At 65.0% G+C, this 13,146-nt stretch carries 14 protein-coding genes and 1 pseudogene; 8 read left to right on the top strand and 7 right to left on the bottom strand.

Annotated features, from left to right (window positions below; genetic code table 11):
• Both ACT3S2_RS07320 and ACT3S2_RS07315 read left to right on the top strand, forming a co-directional pair.
• A partial coding sequence (locus tag ACT3S2_RS07320; protein WP_444561458.1) for a type IV toxin-antitoxin system AbiEi family antitoxin occupies window positions 1–832 on the top strand: 832 nt, incomplete at its 5' end.
• Window positions 810–1,667, top strand: a complete 858-nt coding sequence (locus tag ACT3S2_RS07315; protein WP_444561457.1) for a hypothetical protein — start codon at window positions 810–812, stop codon at window positions 1,665–1,667. The genes ACT3S2_RS07320 and ACT3S2_RS07315, both read left to right, overlap by 23 nt.
• Window positions 1,668–1,937: 270 nt before the next feature.
• Here ACT3S2_RS07315 and ACT3S2_RS07310 read toward each other — a convergent pair whose 3' ends face one another.
• From ACT3S2_RS07310 to ACT3S2_RS07290, 5 genes and pseudogenes are all read right to left on the bottom strand, one after another.
• The gene (locus tag ACT3S2_RS07310; RefSeq protein WP_444561456.1) at window positions 1,938–2,747 is read right to left on the bottom strand and encodes an SDR family NAD(P)-dependent oxidoreductase; all 810 of its coding nucleotides are present in this window, start codon (window positions 2,745–2,747) and stop codon (window positions 1,938–1,940) included.
• A 90-nt stretch (window positions 2,748–2,837) separates the two neighbouring features.
• Complete coding sequence (locus tag ACT3S2_RS07305) at window positions 2,838–3,869, bottom strand: glycine betaine ABC transporter substrate-binding protein (protein WP_444554098.1); 1,032 nt, start codon at window positions 3,867–3,869, stop codon at window positions 2,838–2,840.
• Window positions 3,870–3,871: 2 nt separating this feature from the next.
• Window positions 3,872–4,588 (bottom strand): ABC transporter permease, encoded by a 717-nt coding sequence (locus ACT3S2_RS07300; RefSeq protein WP_443383228.1) that lies wholly within the window; start codon window positions 4,586–4,588, stop codon window positions 3,872–3,874.
• 71 nt (window positions 4,589–4,659) lie between these two features.
• Window positions 4,660–5,977 (bottom strand): annotated as a pseudogene (locus ACT3S2_RS07295) (ABC transporter ATP-binding protein).
• Window positions 5,970–6,611: an ABC transporter permease gene (locus ACT3S2_RS07290; RefSeq protein WP_444554099.1), complete on the bottom strand. Its 642-nt coding sequence runs from the start codon at window positions 6,609–6,611 to the stop codon at window positions 5,970–5,972. The pseudogene ACT3S2_RS07295 and the gene ACT3S2_RS07290 overlap by 8 nt, the downstream one beginning before the upstream one ends.
• A 299-nt stretch (window positions 6,612–6,910) precedes the next feature.
• Between ACT3S2_RS07290 and ACT3S2_RS07285 the strand changes: the two genes are divergently transcribed.
• Both ACT3S2_RS07285 and ACT3S2_RS07280 read left to right on the top strand, forming a co-directional pair.
• Window positions 6,911–7,465, top strand: a complete 555-nt coding sequence (locus ACT3S2_RS07285) for a type 1 glutamine amidotransferase domain-containing protein (RefSeq protein WP_443383093.1) — start codon at window positions 6,911–6,913, stop codon at window positions 7,463–7,465.
• 47 nt (window positions 7,466–7,512) lie between these two features.
• A complete protein-coding gene (locus ACT3S2_RS07280) occupies window positions 7,513–8,088 on the top strand; it encodes a Dps family protein (protein ID WP_443383091.1) in 576 nt (191 codons plus the stop codon).
• A gap of 86 nt (window positions 8,089–8,174) precedes the next feature.
• Here ACT3S2_RS07280 and ACT3S2_RS07275 read toward each other — a convergent pair whose 3' ends face one another.
• Window positions 8,175–8,504 carry a DUF1905 domain-containing protein gene (locus ACT3S2_RS07275; protein WP_444554100.1) on the bottom strand — a complete coding sequence of 110 codons (330 nt, stop codon included), beginning with the start codon at window positions 8,502–8,504 and terminating at the stop codon, window positions 8,175–8,177.
• A gap of 190 nt (window positions 8,505–8,694) precedes the next feature.
• Here ACT3S2_RS07275 and ACT3S2_RS07270 point away from each other — a divergent pair, with 190 nt between their 5' ends.
• Together ACT3S2_RS07270 and ACT3S2_RS07265 are read left to right on the top strand one after the other, a co-directional pair.
• Window positions 8,695–10,302 (top strand): amidohydrolase, encoded by a 1,608-nt coding sequence (locus ACT3S2_RS07270; RefSeq protein ID WP_444554101.1) that lies wholly within the window; start codon window positions 8,695–8,697, stop codon window positions 10,300–10,302.
• 33 nt (window positions 10,303–10,335) lie between these two features.
• A complete protein-coding gene (locus ACT3S2_RS07265; protein ID WP_443383082.1) occupies window positions 10,336–11,106 on the top strand; it encodes a YggS family pyridoxal phosphate-dependent enzyme in 771 nt (256 codons plus the stop codon).
• 28 nt (window positions 11,107–11,134) lie between these two features.
• Here ACT3S2_RS07265 and ACT3S2_RS07260 read toward each other — a convergent pair whose 3' ends face one another.
• Window positions 11,135–12,088, bottom strand: a complete 954-nt coding sequence (locus ACT3S2_RS07260; protein ID WP_444554102.1) for an acyl-CoA thioesterase — start codon at window positions 12,086–12,088, stop codon at window positions 11,135–11,137.
• 59 nt (window positions 12,089–12,147) lie between these two features.
• Here ACT3S2_RS07260 and ACT3S2_RS07255 point away from each other — a divergent pair, with 59 nt between their 5' ends.
• The gene (locus ACT3S2_RS07255) at window positions 12,148–12,615 is read left to right on the top strand and encodes a DoxX family protein (protein WP_443383076.1); all 468 of its coding nucleotides are present in this window, start codon (window positions 12,148–12,150) and stop codon (window positions 12,613–12,615) included.
• A 57-nt stretch (window positions 12,616–12,672) separates the two neighbouring features.
• Entirely contained in the window at window positions 12,673–13,140 is a 468-nt protein-coding gene (locus ACT3S2_RS07250; RefSeq protein WP_443383074.1) for a pyridoxamine 5'-phosphate oxidase family protein, read from the top strand.
• The last annotated feature ends 6 nt before the right edge of the window (window positions 13,141–13,146 follow it).

The following is a 13,146-nucleotide window of genomic DNA, read 5'->3' as shown; positions in this document are numbered from 1 at the left end:
TCTAGGGACCGGCACGCTAACGGAGTACTACCAACTACGCACCCCAATTTCCAAGGATAGCCGCGACGTCACCGTGCTTGCCGAGTACATGAATGAACGAAGCGCCTCAGCCTTTCGCAACCTTGGTATTCAGTACCTCGACGCCTCCGGAAATGCCTATTTTGATTTCCCCGGTGTTCACCTCGATATCCGAGGACGACAACCCAGCGAATCAAGCTTTTCGCCACGCACGGACGCGGTTGCACCAATCAACCTGTTGTCGCCACGGCGCGCACAAGTCGTCTTTGCTCTCCTATGCTGGCCCATACTAATTCAACAACCCGTGCGCAGAATCGCCCGCGCAGCAGGCGTTTCCACCGGAACCGCACAAGCAACGATCAAAGAACTCGAAAATAGCGGCTACGTTGTAGGCTCCGCGCTCACCCACGGCGACGAACTATTAGATATGTGGCTGGCGGCTTACTCCACTGGATTAGGAACAAAACTGAGCCTCGCCCAATTGGAAGGTGAGATTTCGAATTTTGGCACATCACCCGGAGATGACGAACTACTTCTCGGCGGCGAATCGGCTGTGACACGTTGGATAAAACCAACAACGTTGGTTCTTTACACGCCGAAGTTTGACCCTACTGTAGCTATCAGGCATCGGTGGAAGGCCGGTCGCTCTCCCAACATATACATCCGACGAGCATTTTGGGAGAACCCCACGGACTTGGCTCCACGGCAAACACCCCTCCTCCTGACATATGCCGACCTCCTCGCATCACGAGAGCCGCGGCAACGAGAAGTGGCAAGGCTATTGGAGCAAGATGTTCGATCTATCGTGCACTGATCGACGCCTCTTCGACCTGCCTAACACGGTCGTTGAAGAAATTCTCAATATCAGCAACATCAATCCCGCAGATATAATGCTGATTGGTGCTGTTAGCCGCGACATTCTGCACAGCGCACACAAGCACACCTTCGCTCTACGCAGTACCAGCGATATCGATGTGGCACTGACACTGGCGTCCTGGGATGCATTCGACGATCTGGTATCTCACCTCGAACCTACAGGCGATACCGGAATTCGGTACTGTATCCGTTCACTTCCGGTGGATCTCATGCCTTTCGGAGACATCGAGAATCCAACAGGCAGTTCAACCCCTTCACCCCGCAAAGAAAGCGTGGCCGTCTTCGGGTTTAGAGAAGTCTTTGAACAAGCAACTCCTCTGACTTTGCCCTGTGGAGCAACCGTTAGTGTTCCACACCCCGCGGGCTACACGGCGCTCAAAATGAAGGCATGGACTGATCGTGCACCATCACACGAGACCAAAGATGCCTCCGATTTATCAGTTCCGGCCTTTTGGTATCAAAAATCCGCAGCAATCCAAGACCGCCTCTACGAAAGCAAGCAAGGACGGGACGTACTCCTCGCCTATGATCTGGAAGCCGACCGAGCTGCCATTCACCTTCTGGGTCTAGACGTACGCGAACATCTAGGCACCGAGCGTGCGGCAGAACTCGACGACACGTGGTCTTGCTCACCACTCGAGCTCTTCGCCCGAGACTTTGGCCAAGCAGAAATCCCCGGGTGGCCGGTCAAAAGTGATACCCAGCGGGCTTCATTCACCGAAGCTCTGACAGCAGGATTGCATGGCCTTCAGGGACCACTGGAGAGCCGCTGAGGTCGACCTTCACCCGACGGCGCGGTTGGCTCGGGACTATCTACCACATCGCGATCAGCCTGAGCTCGTCAGATGAACTGCCGGTGTGCGCCGAGCTTTCCGCAAGCGAAGAGTCCGGAGGCGCCAACGAGACGGAACGACCTTTCCTTATTCATGCTCAGTCTCCACGACCTCGACTTAGTGAACTTTCGATTCGCTGGGAGCCGCATGTCCGGCCTTCAGGCCAGGACACAAAGTCGACGTCACCGGCCGAGGAAGTCACGAACAGAGCTACTGCCCCGGGGTGTCGGGCAGCAGCGAGCGGCGGTCCTCGGCGATCGATGAGTGGCTGGACATGCCGCCGTCGACCACTAGGCACTGCCCGGTGACGTAGCGGGACTCCTCGGAGGCCAGGTACAGCATCGCCTGGGCGATGTCCTCCGCGGCACCGATGTAGGGCAGGGCATTATGTCCGCGGATGGACTCAATGGCCTCCTGGGGCAGGTTGTCTCGCAGCGCGGGGGTCATGATGGCGCCCGGGGCAATGGAGTTGCAGCGTACGTTCTGTGCCCCGTACTGCGTGGCCATGTATTCGGTCAGCCGGATCACCGCGGCCTTCGCCGTGCCGTAGGAGACCTGCAGGAAGTCCCCGGAGAGCCCTCCGACGGACGCGGTGTTGATGATCGACCCGCCTCCTGCGGCAATGATATGCGGAAGGGCGGCCCGCGAACCGACCACGGTGCTGCGCACGTTCAGCTTCATCGTCCGGTCGAATTCATCCATGTCCAGGCGCAGCAGGTCCAGGTCCTTCTTTGGGTTGCTGCCCCCGACGTGGTTGCACATGATGTGCAGGGCCCCGAACGTCGAGACTGCGGTGTCGACCAGCCCGGTCAGCGAGGCCTCGTCCATCGCGTCGACCGCCACCCCGATGGCAGTACCGCCGTCGGCGGTGATCTCCGCAGCCGCGGCCTCGGCCTGTTCTGGCTTCAGGTCCCCGATGACGACCTTGGCTCCTTCGGCGGCGAACAACTTCGCTGCCGCCAGCCCGATGCCGCTGGCTCCTCCGGTGATGACTGCTACCTTGTCCTGGATCCGACCCATGGTTCGCTCCTTGCCCTCGAGAGTTTGGTCCACCCACCCTAGTCCTCATCCCCCGGTCGCTGCCGAGCTTGCCCGGCGGCCAGAACAGGGCTACTGAGGTTCGGTGATCAGTCCTTCCGAGACCATCCAGTCGTAGGCGACATCGGCAGGTTCCTCGCCGTTGACGTCGACCTTGAGGTTCAGGCCACGCATGACCTCGTCATCGAGCCGGGAGGAGACCTCCGCGAAGACATCTGCCAGCTGCGGGTATTCCTCGAGGGTCTCTGTACTGATGACCGGGGCGAGGTTGTAGGCCGGGAAGAACTTGCGGTCGTCCTCCAGGACCACCAGGTCCAACGCATCGATCCGCCCATCGGTCGTGAAGACCTCGCCAAAGTTGCAGTCGCCGTTGGCGGTGGCCGAGTAGACGGCACCGGTGTCGTAGATGCCGATGTTGTCATCGGGCACCCCTTTCGCGTCCCCACGCTTCATCCCGTAGTCCTTCAGCCAGGGATTGAAGCCATCGGACCGTGAATTGAACTCGGACTCCACGCAGAACGTGCGGTCCTTCACCGGCAGCTTGGCAATCTGGGACATCTTGCTGATCCCGCCTAGGTCTTTCACCGCGTCCTTGCGCACCGCAAAGGAATAGGTGTTGTTCTCGGGCGAGGGCCGGCCCCAGGTCAGGCCGTTGCCCAGGTCCTCGTCATGGACGGCCTGCCACTGCTTCTCCTTATCGGGGATGCCCTCCTCGTGGCCCATGTAGATGATCCATCCGGTGCCGGTGTAGTCCCAGCCCATGTCGGCCTTGCCGGAGACCAACAGATCACGGAAGGGCTGGCTGCCCGGGACATTGGACAGGTCGGTGACCTTGAACCCCGCCGCGGTGGCGGCCAGCACGGCCATCTTGCCCAGCGTCAGCGCCTCGGTGTAGTTCTTCGCGGTCACCACCAGCGAGGCATCGTCGGGCAACCCCTCGGCAGGTTCGATGATCCCCGGATCGGCCTTGGGGACATAGGACGCAGCCGGCTGCAGCCCGCAACCGGCCAGCAGGGAACCCACGGCAAGGGCGGCGGCGGCCGCATGGACGCGCCGTCTGGCCGCGGGGCGCCGCGGGCCCCGGGCGGGGAAATGAACAGCCATTTCTAGAGTCCCTTCGGGCGGGCAACATGCTCGACGAGCCGTCCCAGCCAGTCAATGACCAGCGCCAGCAGGGCCACCAGCAGCGAGCCGGCCACCAGCACGGTGCTGAGGTTGAGGTTGACACCGGTGACGATCAGGATTCCCAGTCCGCCACCGTTGATGAAGGCAGCCAGCGTCGCGGTCCCCACCAGCAGGACCAGTGCGGTGCGGATGCCCGCAAGCATCACCGGTACGGCCAACGGCAGTTCCACCTTGAACAGCACGGCACTGGAGCTCATGCCCATGCCGCGTCCTGCCTCGATGAGCCGCTCGTCGACCTGGCTGAGTCCAACCATCGTGTTGCGCAGGACGGGAAGGATCGCATAGGCGACCAGCGAGACCACTGCAGCGTTGAAGCCGAAACCCAACCAAAAGGCCAGCAACACGACCAGACCGATGGCCGGTGCCGCCTGGCCGATGTTGGCCACGGCCATCACCGGGCCGCTAAATTTGCGCAGCGGCCCCCGGGTGAGCAGCACGCCCAGCGGGAGGGCGATGACCAGCACGATGACGGCCGCCACGATGGTGAGCTTGAGGTGCTCGAGGGTGTACCCCCACAGTTCGCCGGGATCGAGGGTCGCTTTTTCCGTCGCGCTCAAATCGCTCAGTCCCAGCCAACCGATGAGCAGCAGGAAGGCGATGGCAATGCCGGCCAGCTGCCACCAGAGCGCCTTGGCCATGCCTCCATCCACCGCCCGGGACGCCTCGCCGACGGCACCGGCGTCCGCGCCCGTGGTGGTCTCCAGGGAGCTCATGGTTGGCCACCATCCTGCGGCTCGCCGGGTGCTTCATCGTCATCAGTCCGCGACGCGTTGCTCCGCCCGGACGCCGCGACCGCTGCATCCACAGATGCTGTCGGGATGGCGCCGCTGTTCAGGCCCACCGGGGAAGCGGCATCGTCCCTGGCCGCTTCCTGGGCCGCATGGATGGACTCCATGACCGTGTCCACGGTGACCAGGCCACGGAAGACATCGCGTCTGCCGACCACCAACGCGGCACTGACGCTGTTGACCAGCATGACGTCCAGGGCGTCATTGAGGGTCGAACGGTCCGAAACCACCGCGAGGTCGGGATCGATCTGGTCGGTGATGACGTCCATGCGGCTCAGCTCGCGTCGGGACAGCCATTGCGCGGGGCGTTCGCGTGAATCGAGCACCACCACGTTCTTCTTCCCCTCCCCCTGCAGGCGCGAGAGGACATCGGAGACCGTGTCACCGGCGACCGCGGTGACCGCTTCCTCCAATTTCACGTCCTCCACGCGGTTGAGCGTGAGCTGCTTGAGCCCGGCGCCGGAACCGATGAAGTTCTCCACGAATTCGTTGGCCGGGTTGGCCAGGATGCGCTCCGGGGAGTCGTACTGCACCAGATGCGCCCCCTCGTCGAACACGGCGATCCAGTCACCGAGCTTCACGGCCTCGTCGAAGTCGTGGGTGACGCAGACGATGGTCTTCTGGAGTTCGGACTGGATGTTGATCAGTTCGTCCTGCAGCCGCTGACGGGTGATCGGGTCCACGGCGCCGAAGGGCTCGTCCATCAGCAGGATGGGCGGGTCGGCGGCCAGGGCGCGAGCCACCCCCGATGCGCTGCTGCTGCCCGCCGGAAAGTTCCTTCGGGTAGCGGTCGCGGTAGGTATCGGGGTCCAGGGAGACGAGTTCGAGCAGTTCATCCACGCGGTCGGCGATGCGCTGCTTGGTCCAGCCGAGCATCTTGGGCACCAGGCCGATGTTGGTCGCCACCGTCATATGCGGGAAGAGGCCGCCGGCCTGGATGACGTAGCCGATCTGCCGACGGAGCTTGTCCCCGTCCATCGCGGTGACGTCCTGGTCGTTGATGACGATGCCGCCGCCGGTGGGTTCGATGAGCCGGTTGATCATCTTCAGGGTCGTGGTCTTGCCACAGCCCGATGGGCCGACGAACATGACGATCGACCCGGCGGGGATCTCCAGGGTCAGCCCGCCCACGGCCGGTGTGGCCTGGCCGGGATAGCGCTTGGTGACTTCCTCGAGCAGGATGGCGGCGCCCGTGACGCCGTTCTCGGAGCCTTGGGTGGTTGGTTTCAAATCAGACACGGATACCTCGCGGTGTGGTGAGCCGACCAATGCCGACAAGCAGCAGGTCGAGGATGAGGGCCAACAGGATGACGCCGACGACGCCGACGACGACCGACTCGAGCGCGTTGGCGCCCCCGAGCCGGGACAGACCGGAAAAAATGAACCCGCCCAGGCCGGGACCCAGGGAGTAGGCGGCGATGGCGGCGATCCCCATGACCATCTGCGCCGAGACGCGCACGCCGGCCAGGATGACGGGCCACGCCATGGGGATCTCCACCGTGGCCAGGGTGCGGAAGCGGCTCATGCCGATGCCGCGGGCCGATTCGACGACGGACGGCGGGATGCCGGCCAGGCCAACCACCGAGTTGCGCAGGATCGGCAAGGCGGCGAAGAACGTCACGACCACGACGGCGGGGGCGACACCGAAGCCCATGGGGGCGATGAGCAGGCCGATCAGCGCGAACGACGGGATGGTCAGGCCGATGGCGGAAATGCTGTTGGCTGCCCCGCTGGCTGCCTTGCTCCGGTAGACCAGGGCCGCCAGGACGATGGCGATGACCGTCGCGAGGATCAGGCATTGGACGACCAGGCTGAAGTGCTGCCAGGAGTCAAAGAGTATTTGGCGGTATCTATCGCCGACGAATTCCCACATGTTCAGACCCTCTTCACACTGGCTCCGGTAAGACTTTCGACGCGGCCCGAAGGGCTGCGTCGTCCAGTCCCACCGTAGCCACGTATTTCCGATCGGGGGGCCATTTCGGCATAAAACCGTCTTCTGTTACCGGCTCGTCACCGCAAAGCGGCAGTCCCAAGCTCCCTTCGCGCCACGGAATCCCCGCGCAAAGCCCGCGGATCCAGCCTGACGCCAAGGCAGGATATTCCACCTTGCCAGCGCACCGGAGCAGTGGAAGGGTTGGACCCAGTGACTCCCCTTCGAAAGGAGCATCAATCATGGCCAACCTGAACGGCAGGAAGATCCTCGTCGCGGTCTCGAACCGCGGCGTCGAGCAGGACGAGCTCACGGTTCCGCTGCAGCGGCTGCGCGCCGCCGGAGCAGAGGTCACCGTCGCCGCGCCGAAACCCGGCGAGATCGAAACCCTCGTCAGTGATTGGGAACCCGGAGACCGGGTTCCGGTCGATGCCACCCTCGCGGACGTGGAGGCTGCCGACTACGACCTGCTGCTGTTGCCCGGTGGCACGCTCAATGCCGACGCCCTGCGTCTGGATGACGAGGCCCAACGCCTCGCGAAGTCCTTCGCCGCAGCGTCCCGCCCCGTCGCCTCGATCTGCCACGGTCCGTGGCTGTTGGTGGAGACCGGTCTGACCCGCGGCAAGACGCTCACCTCGTATCTCTCGATCAGAACGGATGTCGAAAACTCCGGCGGCACCTGGAAGGACCAGGAGGTCTTCCGCTGCCCGGCGGAAGGCTGGACCCTGATCACCTCCCGGAACCCCGGGGATCTGGATGCGTTCACCGCAGCGATCGAGAACGAGCTGGCGGCCTGAGTCCGCCGAGGAGCCCGCAGTACCCGTCAATGGAAGGAAGCAGAACCATGGCTACGAAGAACAAGAAGAACGCCACCTACACCGTCCCGGGCCTGAGCCTCAAGGACGGCCACCAGGTCGGCGAGACCCTGCAGATGCGCCTCCACGCGCTGAACGACCTGCAGCTGACCCTCAAACATGCCCACTGGAACGTCGTCGGCCGCGATTTCATCGGCGTCCACGAGATGCTCGACCCGCAGATCGACACCGTTCGCGGCATGATCGACACCCTCGCCGAGCGCATGGCCACCCTCGGGGTCTCCCCCAACGGGCTCCCCGGGGCCCTCGTCGCGGCCCGTCCCTGGAATGACTACGAGATCGGCCGCGCCGGAACCACCGCGCACCTGGCTGCCCTGGACGTCGTCTACACCGGGATCATCGAGAGCCACCGCAAGGCCATCGGGATCGTCGGGGCGTTGGACCCCATCACCGAAGACCTGTTGATCGGTCAGGTCGGCGAACTCGAACTCTTCCAGTGGTTCCTGCGCTCCCACGTGGAGAACAGCGACGGCGATCTGGCCGACGCCGGGGCCCGCACCGAGAAGGGTGCTGCCGCCAAGGCCAAGGGATCCTCGAAGAAGTAGCGTCGGTGCCGGTTTTCACCGGTTGCCTAAGGAACGGCGGCGGGTCGTGGGTTCATCGCCCACGGCCCGTTTCCGTGCCCGGGCCTTCAGGTCCCCCCGAGCTCGAGCTCCACGGTGACCTCCTCGTCGAGGTCGATCCCCTCCGCCTGCCGGACCGCCGTCTTCAGCGGAACCAGATAGCCACCGTCCTTCGGAAATAGAGCCGTGGTGAAGCGGGTGGAACCGATTTTCGCGGCCACCGGGATCATCCCCCACCCATAGGTGACCTGGGAGGCGACGTCATGGATGTAGGCTGCCGCCTCCTCGGGGACCCGCAGATAATAGAAGGGTGCCGGCCCGCGCCAATAGAAGACCACGCCGCCAACCTCCAGCAAGCCGTCGTCGTTCACCGGTGTTTCCCGGGGGATCGCCATCATGCCCCTCCTCCATGCTGGAGTCTACGACCGTCGGCGAGCGCGGCACAGGGCTACCCGTCGTCGCGGTGGGCCCGGCCCCGGCAAACACCCGGCCCTGCCCTAGAGTGGCCGCAGGACGCAGGGGTCCATCCGGGCATCAGCCGACGTGATCACCTGCGTTGACCTGTGATCTTCTGCAAAGGACCCGTGAATGCTTGAGCAACGCCTGTACGTGAACGCCACCTTCCACACGCAGTGGGATGGATATCCCCGGGCGACGGCGTTGCTGGCACGCGGCGAGCACATCATCGCGGTGGGCACCCCGGAGGATCTCCGGGGCCAGGCCACCGGAGCCCTGGAAACGATTGATCTCGGCGGGGCAACGGTGATCCCCGGGCTCACCGATGCCCATATCCACACGGCCAACTACGCCCGTGAGAGCGCCGCGCTCGACCTGCGGGGCACCTCCTCACTGGACGAGGCCCTGGGCAGGATCAGGGTCCACGCCTCGAGGCTGCCGGCGGGGGCCTGGATCTTCGGGGGCCGGTGGGACTTCAATACCTGGGATGTGCCCGTCCAGCCCGATCGGGCGGCACTGGACTCGGCGACCGGTTCACATCCGGCAGCCCTGCCCAGCATCGATGGGCATACGGTCTGGGCGAATTCGGCGGCACTGGCCCTGGTCGGCATCGACGCGTCCACCCCCGATCCGGTCGGTGGTCGGATCATCCGCACCCCGGACGGAGAACCCACGGGGATCCTCCGGGAGGCAGCGCATGCGCCCCTGAGCGAGATCATGCACGGTGACGCGGCCGGGGATCTACAGTCCCAGCTCGCCTCCGCCCAGGAGCGGTTGCTGGCGGCCGGGCTGACCGCCGTCCACGACTTCGACGGCGAGGAATGCCGCACCGCCTACGAGGGACTGCGCGCGCGTGGCGATTTGCGGCTGCGGGTGCATAAATCGATTCCGGCGACCTCTCTGGACCGGGCCATCGACGAGGGCCTGGCCACCGGCTACGGCGATGCCTGGTTGCGGACCGGGCCGGTCAAACTCTTTTCCGACGGTGCCCTGGGATCCCACTCCAGCCACATGGGTTCGCCCTTCCCCGGTGACGACGGGAACACCGGGCTCGAGGTCACCCCCTACCCCGAGCTGCTCGCCCTGGTCCGGCGGGCCGCCGGTGCCGGCATCGCGGTGGCGACCCACGCCATCGGGGACCGGGCCAACCAGCTCGTCCTCGACGCCTACCAGGATCTGGCCCTCCATCCGCTGCATGGTTCCGCGGCCCCGCGGGCCTTGCGCCACCGGATCGAACACACCCAACATCTGCGCCGGGAGGATATCGCCCGGGTGGTCCGCCTGGGCGTCGTCCCGTCCATGCAACCCACGCATTGCCCCACCGACATCACCCTGGCCTCCACCCTGCTGGCCGGCCGCGATCTGGCCTCCTATGCCTGGCGCTCGCTCATCGATGCCGGCGCGTTCCCGGCCTTCGGCTCCGATGCCCCGGTCGAACTCCCCAACCCCCTGCACGGCATCCACGCGGCCGTCACCCGCCAGCGCCCCGATGGCGAACCCACCGGTGGTTGGCAGCCCGGCGAGCGGATCACCATCGCCGAGGCCATTGCCGGTTTCACCATCGGAGCCGCCCATGCTTCCGGCGAGGAGGACCTGAAGGGACGGTTGCGTCCGGGCATGCTGGCCGATTTCACCGCCCTCGGAGCCGACCCCTACACGATCGATCCCGCGGAACTGCGCGATGTGCCGGTCCGGGCGACGGCTGTCGGCGGGGTGCTGCGCTACCGCGACGACGCCTGAGTGGAGCCCCGGACCAGGGCGTATGGTTCAACCATGAGCACCCCCATCTACCCTCCCGCCGACACCCGGGAGGATCTTGCCAGGAATCTCCACGCCGTCCAGGACCGGATCTCCACCGCCGCCCGGCGGGCCGGCCGCTCCCCCGGGGAGGTTCGCCTCCTGCCGGTCAGCAAGACCATCGACGAAGCCCATATCCGGTTGGCCGTCGACGCCGGCTGCCGGTGGTTGGGTGAGAACAAGGTGCAGGAGGCCCACCGCAAATGGGAGGCGATGTCCGATCTGGAGGAGGTCAAATGGTCGGTGATCGGGCACCTGCAGACCAATAAGGCCAAATTCGTCGCCCGGTTCGCCAGCGAGTTCCAGGCCCTGGACAGCCTGCGTCTGGCCGAGGCGCTGGATCGCCGGCTGCAACGCGAGGGCCGCGGTCTGGACGTCTTCGTCCAGGTGAACACCTCCGGCGAAGCCAGCAAATACGGGATGGAGCCCGAGGAGACAGCCGGCTTCATCGCCGAATTGCCGGCATTCAGTACCCTGCGGGTCCGCGGACTCATGACGCTCGCCGCATTCAGCACCGACCAGGAGCGGGTACGCCGCTGTTTCTCCACCTTGCGCACCCTGCGCGATCGGATCCGCCAGGACGCCCCGGATCCGGCGGCCTTTGAAGAACTGTCCATGGGCATGTCCGGGGATTTCGAGTGGGCCATCGACGAAGGCGCAACGGTCGTGCGGGTGGGCCAGGCGATCTTCGGGCCACGGACGCTCCCCGACAGTTATTACTGGCCGGCGGCCGGCACCGACTCCTGACCCCGGGATGCCACCGGTTCCGCGCGGGCTAGTATTTTCGTTCGCTGGCGAATTGCAGCGGGGGAACCTCGGCCCGCCGGAGGATCAGTTCCAGCGCATGGTCATCAAGCCGCCGGTCCTCCTCGGTGACCGGAACCCACTGCGGGATCGGGGAGGCATGGCCGCTTTCGTCGCGGGACACGAAGATGCTCATGCAACGGGTGGTTTCCCGCCAGGCCTCCGAGCGCGGGTCCCGGGCCCTGACGTGTACCGCGATATGCATGCTGTGCGGGCCGGTGTGGATCAGCCGGGCCTCGAGTTCGACGACGTCTCCGATGTGGATGGGGTTCAAAAAATGGATGCCACCCGAGTAGACGGCCACCGAATCGCGTCCGCTCCAGCGCGTGGCACAGGCCCGGGCGACCTCGTCGATCCAGCGCATGACGATCCCGCCGTGGGCGTTGCCACCCCAGTTCACATCGGTGGGTGAGGCGAGGAACCTGAACATCTCCTGCGGGGCCGTTCCGGCCTCCGTGTATTTTTGGGCCCGCATCAGGTCGCGGATGGCTGCCCGGGCCTCCACCCGGTCCTCGACCCAGCGGGCCAGCTGCTCCGCCTCGGGATCGGAGGCCTCCCACGGTTGGACGGGTTTGGGTCGGCTGTCCTCATCCATGGCGACGAAAGCCAGAATGCAGTCCATCGCGGGCCGGAATTCGCGTTCACTGACATCCGCGGCGTCGACGGTGACCACCACCTGCATGCTGGTGCGTCCGGTATGCACGATCCGGGCGGTGACCTCGATCAGATCGCCGTTGCGGATGGGACGGGTGAAGTGCACGTTCCCGACGTAGGCGGTGACGCAATAGCCCCCGGCGTATCCGACCGCACAGGCGTACCCCGCCTGGTCGATCCATTCCAGGATCCGGCCGGCCTGGACCGTCACGCCGTCCTCGGACACATCGGTGGGGGCCGCTAGGAAACGCAGCTTCATCACGTCGTTCATCAGTCGATCGTATCCATGCCCGGCCCCGGTCCGGACATCGGCACTGCTAGCCTTCCGTCATGAAGCGTCCGTTCGTGCAGAGGGCCCGAAGCATGGTGGCCCGCCCCACGGGGAAGGTCTCACGGCCCCGATTCGTCGGCGCCGTCATCCTCGGTGCGTTCCTGGTCTTCGCCGGGACCAGCCATCTGAGTTTCGCCCGCACGGAATTCACGGCTCAGGTGCCGCAGTGGGTCCCCCTCGATGCCGATGTCGTGATCCTGGCCTCCGGAGTAGTGGAAATCGGTTTGGGTGCGGCCCTGGTGTTCTGGCGTCGACGCCGCGTTCTGGTGGGTTGGGCCGTTGCGGCCTTCTTCCTTGCGGTGTTCCCCGGCAACATCGCCCAATACGTCACTGGTACCTCCGCGTTCGGACTCGATAGTGATGGTTCGCGGCTGGTCCGCCTGTTCTTCCAGCCCGTCCTGATGCTCTGGGCCCTCTGGTCCACGGGGGCTTGGAGGGCACTGCGCACGGCCCTCCGGGGTCCCTGATCCCGGGGTCGGCTCCCGCCCTACCAAAGTCCGGCCGCCGAGCCTATGCTCGGGACCATGACGAAGGATCAGGGTTCCTCCACACAACGCCTCGAGGTCAACGAGTGCTGGACGTTGCTTCGCAGCGTGTCGGTGGGCCGTTTGGCGGTCTGGGTGGAGGACCACCCGGATATTTTTCCAGTCAACTACGCCGTCGACCACGGAACCGTCGTTTTTCGCACCGGTGCGGGAACAAAACTTTCCGCAGCGTTGGGGGATCACCCGGTGGCCTTCGAAGTGGACGGCGTTGACCAGTCCACGGGTGTCGCCTGGAGCGTCAATCTCAAGGGTGCCGCCGAACTGCTCAAGTCCACGGAGGAGCTCGTGGAGAGTTTCTCGCTGATGCTCTTCCCATGGGAATCGGGGCATAAGGACGCGTTCGTCCGCATCACCCCCACCTCGACCACCGGCCGCCGGTTCACCATTTCCGAACCCACCGAATGGTGGACCATCAATTCCCGGGCTCCCCGCACCGCCGACGAATAGGCCGCC

Origin of the sequence: Arthrobacter sp. AOP36-A1-22, assembly GCF_052377615.1 — a bacterium.
GTDB lineage: Bacteria > Actinomycetota > Actinomycetes > Actinomycetales > Micrococcaceae > Arthrobacter_H.
This window is presented reverse-complemented; position numbering and strand designations above follow the sequence as displayed.

Excerpts from the sequence above, each read along its gene's own strand:
- ACT3S2_RS07300 (WP_443383228.1), bottom strand. The coding sequence starts at position 4,588 with ATGGCCAAGGCGCTCTGGTGGCAGCTGGCCGGCATTGCCATCGCCTTC.
- ACT3S2_RS07315 (WP_444561457.1), top strand. The coding sequence starts at position 810 with ATGTTCGATCTATCGTGCACTGATCGACGCCTCTTCGACCTGCCTAAC.
- ACT3S2_RS07250 (WP_443383074.1), top strand. The coding sequence starts at position 12,673 with ATGACGAAGGATCAGGGTTCCTCCACACAACGCCTCGAGGTCAACGAG.
- ACT3S2_RS07275 (WP_444554100.1), bottom strand. The coding sequence starts at position 8,504 with ATGATGGCGATCCCCCGGGAAACACCGGTGAACGACGACGGCTTGCTG.
- ACT3S2_RS07265 (WP_443383082.1), top strand. The coding sequence starts at position 10,336 with ATGAGCACCCCCATCTACCCTCCCGCCGACACCCGGGAGGATCTTGCC.
- ACT3S2_RS07305 (WP_444554098.1), bottom strand. The coding sequence starts at position 3,869 with ATGGCTGTTCATTTCCCCGCCCGGGGCCCGCGGCGCCCCGCGGCCAGA.
- ACT3S2_RS07310 (WP_444561456.1), bottom strand. The coding sequence starts at position 2,747 with ATGGGTCGGATCCAGGACAAGGTAGCAGTCATCACCGGAGGAGCCAGC.
- ACT3S2_RS07260 (WP_444554102.1), bottom strand. The coding sequence starts at position 12,088 with ATGAACGACGTGATGAAGCTGCGTTTCCTAGCGGCCCCCACCGATGTG.
- ACT3S2_RS07280 (WP_443383091.1), top strand. The coding sequence starts at position 7,513 with ATGGCTACGAAGAACAAGAAGAACGCCACCTACACCGTCCCGGGCCTG.
- ACT3S2_RS07270 (WP_444554101.1), top strand. The coding sequence starts at position 8,695 with ATGCTTGAGCAACGCCTGTACGTGAACGCCACCTTCCACACGCAGTGG.
- ACT3S2_RS07285 (WP_443383093.1), top strand. The coding sequence starts at position 6,911 with ATGGCCAACCTGAACGGCAGGAAGATCCTCGTCGCGGTCTCGAACCGC.
- ACT3S2_RS07255 (WP_443383076.1), top strand. The coding sequence starts at position 12,148 with ATGAAGCGTCCGTTCGTGCAGAGGGCCCGAAGCATGGTGGCCCGCCCC.
- ACT3S2_RS07290 (WP_444554099.1), bottom strand. The coding sequence starts at position 6,611 with ATGTGGGAATTCGTCGGCGATAGATACCGCCAAATACTCTTTGACTCC.